This window comes from Janthinobacterium sp. UMAB-60 (assembly GCF_900095235.1).
Classification (GTDB): Bacteria; Pseudomonadota; Gammaproteobacteria; order Burkholderiales; family Burkholderiaceae_D; genus Janthinobacterium.
In genome coordinates this window covers 131,249-138,651 of the sequence record NZ_LT607496.1, presented here as the reverse complement: position 1 = coordinate 138,651, position 7,403 = coordinate 131,249, and the positions used below count along the sequence as shown (strand labels likewise).

Genomic DNA, 7,403 nt, shown 5'->3' with positions numbered 1-7,403 from the left:
GGTACATGGCTTCGTCCGCCGCGCCCACCAGCGAGACGGCGTCGATGGCGTGATCGGGGAAGACGGCCACGCCGATGGTCAGCGAGCTGACGATGCTGTTACCGGTAGGCAGTTCAATGGCTTGCGCCATGGCGGTGATGATGTTGTCGGCGATGTGCATGGCGTCGCTGCTGTTGCGCAGCGGCTTGAGCAGGATGGCAAATTCGTCGCCGCCCAGGCGCGCCACCAGGTCGCCCTCGCGCAATTGCTGCTTGATGCGCGCGGCGATCGTCACCAGCACGCGGTCGCCCGAGGCATGGCCAAATGTATCGTTGATGTACTTGAAGCGGTCGCTGTCGAGGAACAGCACGGCCACCTTGCCATTGCCGAGGCGCGCTTCGAGGATGGCGCGTTCCAGCTCCGCTTCCATGAAGGCGCGGTTCGACAGGCCCGTCAGGCTGTCGTGGTTGGCGCGGTGCGACAGCGAGGCGTGTTCTTTTTGCAGATGGCTTTGCCACGCCTCCAGTTCGTCGAGCAGGGCGTTGAAGTCGTCATTTAGCTGGTTCAGTTCGGCGATGTTGGCGGGCGGCACGCGCAGTTCGAACGAGCGGTCGCGCCGCACGCGGTGGGCCGTTTCCGCCAGGTGGCGCAGGGGCGAGGTGATTTCTGTTTCCATGCGGCGCGACAGGCGCACGGCGACGACCAGGCTCAGCACGAGGCAAGCCAGCAGGCAGGACAGTCCGCTCAGCAGGAAGGGCAGCAGGCTGCGGCTGTGCGGCACCAGCTTGATGCTGCCGATGGCCTGCTCATTGCGCATGATGGGGAAGGTCAGCGAATCGGGCAGTATCCAGCCCGTCAGCGCGCGTTCGATGGAGTAGCGCGTGCCGTGCTGACCCCGTTCCCAGCGGGCCAGCACCTTGCCGGCCATGTCGCTCACTTGCGCCTGGTCAACATCTTCATTGACGCCGATCAAGGCCAGCGCTTCCCTGGCGGCCATGGAGTCGCCAAAGACGACGGCCCCTTCCACCGTGTAGCTCATCGAGCGGGCCACCAGGCGCAGGTTCTGGTCCGAATACACGCGCAGGGCCAGCAGCGCCACGGCTGTCAGGGTCAGGCCGGCCGCCAGCACGGCGATCAGCGATACGCTCAGGTGGGCGCGCCGCAGCACGCTGTCGAGCGTGGGGCGGGGCTGGCGGGCAGATTGATTGCTCATGCGGGCGCTCATGGCGGCGCTGCCTTGCGACGTGCAATTTGCAAGGCGTTCGGATGCACGCGCAGGCCGCTGCGGGCGATGGCGTCGAGGTTGACGTCAAAACCGATCTGCGCGTCGTTCAGGCGCAGGCAGAACATGGTGCCCACGCTGCAGGACGTGCCCGGTTCGGCGACCGATAAAATCGGTTTGCCGATGATCTGCGCCAGCAGGTGTTCGCGCTCTCCCTCGGGCAGGCTGCCCAGGTAGATGACGTCGCAGTCGCCGGCAGCGGCGGCCGCCGCCGGGACTTTCACGCGGATGCGCTGGCCCAGGCTGGAGGCGGGCTTGTCGACGATGGCCGCCCCGTAGCGGGGGGCACCGAGCATGCATACGCGCACTTCCGGATGCGCCACGGGCCAGCGCACATAGCTGATGATGCCAAACAGGACCTGGGCCACTTCGGCCGGCCGTCTGGCGTCGGCCGCCGCGCCCGTCTGCGCCCACGCCGCGACCGGCGCCAGCACGCCGATGGCGAACAGCGAGGCCAGCAGCGAGGTCAGCAGCACGGGCAGGGCGGGCGGCGCGCAGCGCTGCCGGTGGCGGGGAGAGGAGGGCACGGCGTCGGGTATCTTTATGCAGGTCGGGCGGCTATTCAAATTCTTACTCAACAACACAGACTGTACGGAAGTCCATGCTGAAAGTAAATCATGGCGCTATGCCATGCAATCTTGCATTATAAACACGAATGCTGAAACTTGCATTATTTATCATGAGAATTGACTTATCGACACTATTTCCGTGCAACAGAGTGTTGCTATTCTTCCAGTGTCGCTTCCAGCAAGTCGATTTCGCGCAGCAGGCGCAAATGGATGGTGTCGTCCAGTTCGCCGGAGATGCGGCGGCGGTACAGTTCATCGCGTTCCGCGTTCAGCGCTTCCAGGCGCAGCGCCCGTTCGGCCTTGGCCAGTTCCTGCAGCCGCGTCGCCTCGTCGTTGCTGCTTTCGCCGTACGCGAGGCGGCGCCGGTAGGCTTCGATCAGGCGGTTGGCCGCCTCGGTGACGACTTGCTGCTTGTCATTCTTGTCGATGCCTTCGCACACTTTTTCCAGCCGCGCGATGGCCGCTTCGGCGGCGGCGGCGCGGGCATCGCGCTCTTCCGTCGAGCGGCGCGCGGGCGGCGCGAACACCAGGCCCTTGGTCAGCAGGGGCAGGGTGACGCTGGCCAATATCAGCGACAGCAAAATCACCCCCATGGCCAGGAAGATGACCAGGTCGCGCGCGGGGAAACGATTTCCGTCAGGCAAGAACAACGGCAGGGTCAGGATGCCGGCCAGGGTCAGCGCGCCGCGCACGCCCGCAAACGAGGCCACCAGCAGCAGGCGCAGGCTGGGGCGGGCCAGCAGCGCCGCGTCCTTCGGTTCGCCGGCCATTTTCTTGTGGTGCTTGAACAGGGTCAGTTTCATCGAGATGAAGACCCAGATGAAGCGCATGAAGGTCAGCCCCACCGTGATGGCGACGACGAACAGGGGCAGTTTCCAGGCGCTGCCGGCGCCCACTTCCATGGAGGCGGCGGGCAAGCCGGCCACGGTGGTGGGCAGTTGCGCGCCCAGCATGACGAAGATCACGCCATTCAAGACCAGTTGCACGGTATCCCACACGGCCTTGCGCTGGGTGCGCGTGGCGGCCAGCGGGCGGCCGATCAGGTCGGCGTAATGCATGGACACGCCCGCCGTGGCGGCGGCCAGGATGCCCGAGCCGTGGATTTGTTCGGCGCCCAGGTAGGCGGCGAACGGAATCAGGATGCTGATGAGGATTTGCAGGCCCGGTTCCTCACCGACCTTGCTCACCAGCCATTTATTCGCCAGGCCCACGCCCCACGAGATGGCCAGGCCGATGACGATGCCGCCGCCCGCTTCCTGCAGGAAACTCAGCGAGGCGGCGCCGATGGAAAAGCCGCCCGTCATCATGGCGCCGACGGCAAACGTGAAGCAGACCAGGCCCGAGGCGTCGTTCAGCAGGGATTCGCCTTCGAGGATGTGCATCAGGCGCGGCGGAATCGGATTGCCGGCCGCGATCGCCGACACGGCCACGGGGTCGGTCGGCGAGAGGATGGCGCCCAGCGCGAAGGCGACGGCCAGCGGCACGCTGGGAATCAGCCAGTCGATGAAGAAACCCATGCCCAGCACGGTAAACAGCACCAGGCCGATGGCCAGCATCAGGATCGAGCGCGCATCGGAAAAGAAGGCGCCCTTGGGAATGCGCCAGCCATCGAGAAACAGCAGCGGCGGGATGAAGAGCAGGAAGAAAATGTCGGGATCGAGCGGCACTTGCACGCCAAACAGGGCCAATCCCGTGCCGCCGGCAATCTGGATCAGGGGCAGCGGCAGCTTGACCCAGCGCGAGCGGGCGAGAAAGCCGCACAGGACGACGGTCAAGACGAGGATGAGGATGATGGTAACGGTATGCATGAAGGAGCGGCGGCGTGCTGAAACGCTGATTATAAGGCGCAGTCCGCCCGCGGCGTTGCCTGCGTGTCATTGCGTACATACAACAAGTCACAATCGCGGTAAGATTGTCCCTATCATTGTCATAATCCGCCCTGTTGCCGCCGTCCGTGCGTGGCAGGCGCGTGCTTAGCCTTTTATCGGACTCCTGTTTTGCTCAAAAAGATTTTCACCGGCCTGCTGCTGTCGCTGGCATTGCTCATCGTGGCGGCCCTGGCTGCCTACTTGTATTACTGGCGCCCCGCGCTGGCGCCCATCGATCCGCCTGCCGCCACGGCCTTTTCCCCGCAAGTGGTGGAGAAGGGCCGCATCCTGGCCGGCATGGGCAATTGCGCCGCCTGCCATACGGCCCAGGGCGGCGCCGACTACGCGGGCGGCCATGGCCTGGCCACGCCGTTCGGCACGATTTATGCCACGAATATCACGCCGGACCGGCAGACGGGCATCGGCCGCTGGTCGCTGGCCGCCTTCCAGCGGGCCATGCGCGAAGGCGTGGGCCGCGATGGCGCGCATTTGTTTCCCGTCTTTCCGTACACCCACTTCACGCTCGTTTCCGACGCGGACCTGACGGCCTTGTACGCGTATTTCATGACGCGCCCGCCCGTGTATGCGGTCGCGCCCGCCAACAGCGTGCCGTTCCCCCTGAACCTGCGGCCCTTGCAGGCAGGCTGGAAGTTGCTGTTTTTCAAGCCGGCCAGCTATCAGCTTGACCCCGCGCAAGGGCTGGACTGGAACCGGGGCCGCTATCTGGCCGAGGGCCTGGCGCATTGCGCCGCCTGCCACACGCCACGCAATGCGCTGGGCGCCGAGCTTGCCGGCTCGTCGTATCTGGGCGCTTCCATCGATCACTGGTATGCACCGGCCTTGACCAGCGCCAATACGGCACCGCTGCCGTGGACGCAGGACGAGCTGTACGCCTTCCTGCGCACGGGGGCGACGGCCCTGCACGGCGTGGCGGCCGGCCCCATGTCGGCCGTCGTGCACGAAGGCATGGGTGCGTCGCCCGACAGCGATATCCGCGCGCTGGCCACGTATTTTGTCGGCGTGGCCGGCGCAGAGCAACGCCAGGTCGATACCGATACCGTCGTGAAAGCCGGCATCGCCCGCTCGCAGCGCGTCAGCCTGGTCGACAATGACCGAGGCGCCAGCCTGTACGTGGCCGCCTGCGCATCGTGCCATTCGAACAGCGATGGAAAACCCACAGCCCTGCGTCCGGAACTGAGCCTGAACAGCGCCGTCAGCGCGCCCGATCCCGCCAACCTGACCCAGGTGATATTGCACGGCATCAGCAAGGACGACGCCATGCCCGGCGTGCTGATGCCCGGCTTTGCCGCCTCGCTGACGGACAACGACGTGGCCCAGCTGGCCGCCTATCTGCGCCGCAGCCGCAGCACCCAGCCGGCCTGGACGAACCTGGAAGCGGCCGTGGCGCGCGCGCGCGCCGGCAAGTAATTCTTGAAAGTGTCTTAAATATTTATGTATAACATTACCGTCAATGGCCAGCCCTTCGGCACCGAGACCGACGCCGAGACGCCCCTGTTGTGGGTGCTGCGCGACGAAGTTAAATTAAAAGGCACGAAGTTTGGCTGCGGCATCGGCATGTGCGGCGCCTGCACCGTGCACGTGGATGGCCGCGCCATGCGCTCGTGCATCACGCCGATTGCCGCCGTGGCCGGCTGCGCCATCACCACCATCGAAGGCCTCTCGCCGGACGGCACGCACCCGCTGCAGCGCGCGTGGCTGGCCACGCAGGCGCCCCAGTGCGGCTATTGCCAGTCGGGCCAGATCATGCAGGCGGCCACCTTGTTGAAAGACTATCCGCAGCCGACGGATGCGAATATCGATGCCGTCATGAGCGGCAACCTGTGCCGCTGCATGGCGTATGTACGGATCCGCAAGGCAATTAAACTGGCGGCCGGCATGCAGGAGGCGCCCCGTGTTTAAGCTGCCGAAAGAACATTCTGCTGCCCGCCCCAGTTCGCTGGGCCGGCGCGGTTTCCTGATCGCCGCCGCCGGCACGGGTTTTACGCTGGCCTTCTTGCGCGCGGACAGCACCTTGGCCGCCGGCAAGGCGGCGTCCGCGCCGCCCGTCAAGCCTGCCGCGCCCGTGTTCGACCCGACCATCTGGTTCCAGATCGGCCGCGACGGCATCGTCACCGTGAATATCGCCAAGGCGGAAATGGGCCAGCACATCGGCACGGCCCTGGCGCGTATCGTGGCCGAGGAGCTGGAAGCGGACTGGAGCAAGGTGCGCCTGCATTACGTGGACACGGACCCGAAATGGGGCTTGATGGTCACGGGCGGCAGCTGGTCCGTCTGGCAGAATTTCGATCCGCTCAGCCGTGCCGGCGCGGCTGGCCGCCTCGCGCTGGTCGAGGAGGGCGCGCGCCTGCTGCGCGTGCCCGTCTCCGCCTGCCACGCCCGGCTCGGTGTCGTGCATGGCCGGGGACGCTCGATCAGCTATGGCGACATCGTGCGCCGTGGCAAGCTGGCGCGCCAGTACACGCCCGGGCAATTGCAAGCCATCGTGCTGAAGACGCCGCAGCAGCGCAGGCTGATCGGCCAGCAGGTGCCGGCGCTCGACATCCCCGCGAAAATCAATGGCACGGCCGTGTACGGCATCGATGCGGAAATCGAGGGCATGCTGTATGCGCGCCCGAAGATCCCGCCCACGCGCTACGGCTCGAAAGTCGTGTCCATCGATGATACGGCCGCGAAAAAGGTCAAGGGCTACTTGCGCTCGTTCGCCTTGCAAGACCCCAGCGGCACGGTGCCCGGCTGGGTCATGGTGGTGGCCGACACGTATGCGGCCGCCATGCGCGCGGCCGACCTGGTGCAGGTGAAATGGCGGGCCGGTGCGGCGGCCCACGTGTCGGAGCAGGATATCGTCAACTATGCAGGCAAGCAGCTGGCCGATGCCGGCCTGGGCGCCCGCGTGGTCGATGATGATGGCGTGGAACAAGCGTTCAACGATGCCAGCCTGCAACTGGAGCGCCATTACACGACCAGCACCGTGCTGCATTTCCAGCTGGAACCGGTGAATGCGCTGGCGCAGGAAATCGACGGCATCTGGCATATCCATGCGGGCAACCAGTGGCAATCGCTGATCCTGCCCGTGCTGGCGCAGGCATTGAAGGTGCCGGAGAGCAAGGTCATGCTGCATACCTATCTGCTCGGTGGCGGCTTCGGGCGGCGTTTGAATGGCGATTATTGCGTGCCGGCCGCGCTGGCGGCGCAAGCCGTGGGGCGGCCCGTCAAGATGATTTGCACGCGGTCCGACGATGCGCGTTTCGATTCGCCCCGTTCGCCATCCGTGCAGCATGTGCGCATGGCGTTCGACGACGCCGGCAAGGTGTCGGCGATGGTGCACGAAGCGAGCGCGGGCTGGCCCACGCAAGCGATGATTCCCGCCTTCCTGGCCAAGGATAAGCAGGGCCATCCGTACGATCCGTTCGCCATCGCCGGCGCCGACCACTGGTACACGGTGGGCGCGCAGCGCGTGCGGGCCGTGTCGAACGACCTGGCCAACAGCAGTTTCCGCCCCGGCTGGCTGCGCTCCGTGGGGCCGGGCTGGACCAACTGGGCCGTGGAAAGCTTCATGGACGAGGCGGCGCAGGCGGCCAAGGTCGATCCGCTGGCGTTTCGCCTGTCCTTGCTGCAGGCGACGGGGCGCAACGCGGGCAGCGCGCCGAATGCCGTCGGCGGCGCCGCGCGCCTGGCCCACGTGCT

Annotated in this window: 6 protein-coding genes; 3 read left to right on the top strand and 3 right to left on the bottom strand. The window is 66.0% G+C overall.

Features of this window, described 5'->3' with window-relative positions:
- The 3 genes from K0F86_RS22130 to K0F86_RS22120 form a co-directional block, all read right to left on the bottom strand.
- Positions 1 to 1,192: diguanylate cyclase domain-containing protein (locus tag K0F86_RS22130; RefSeq protein ID WP_257572301.1), on the bottom strand; the 1,192-nt coding region annotated here is incomplete at its 3' end.
- Positions 1,193 to 1,200: 8 nt separating this feature from the next.
- Positions 1,201 to 1,788, bottom strand: a complete 588-nt coding sequence (locus tag K0F86_RS22125) for a YfiR family protein (RefSeq protein ID WP_257572300.1) — start codon at positions 1,786 to 1,788, stop codon at positions 1,201 to 1,203.
- Between the two features lie 197 nt (positions 1,789 to 1,985).
- The gene (locus K0F86_RS22120; protein WP_219136328.1) at positions 1,986 to 3,638 is read right to left on the bottom strand and encodes a Na+/H+ antiporter; all 1,653 of its coding nucleotides are present in this window, start codon (positions 3,636 to 3,638) and stop codon (positions 1,986 to 1,988) included.
- Positions 3,639 to 3,827: 189 nt separating this feature from the next.
- On the opposite strand from K0F86_RS22120, the gene K0F86_RS22115 reads away from it, so the two are divergent.
- The 3 genes from K0F86_RS22115 to K0F86_RS22105 all read left to right on the top strand — a co-directional run.
- Positions 3,828 to 5,126, top strand: a complete 1,299-nt coding sequence (locus K0F86_RS22115; protein WP_219136327.1) for a cytochrome c — start codon at positions 3,828 to 3,830, stop codon at positions 5,124 to 5,126.
- Between the two features lie 24 nt (positions 5,127 to 5,150).
- The gene (locus K0F86_RS22110; protein ID WP_219136326.1) at positions 5,151 to 5,618 is read left to right on the top strand and encodes a (2Fe-2S)-binding protein; all 468 of its coding nucleotides are present in this window, start codon (positions 5,151 to 5,153) and stop codon (positions 5,616 to 5,618) included.
- On the top strand, positions 5,611 to 7,403 hold a 1,793-nt coding region (locus K0F86_RS22105; RefSeq protein WP_257572299.1), incomplete at its 3' end, for a xanthine dehydrogenase family protein molybdopterin-binding subunit. The genes K0F86_RS22110 and K0F86_RS22105, both read left to right, overlap by 8 nt.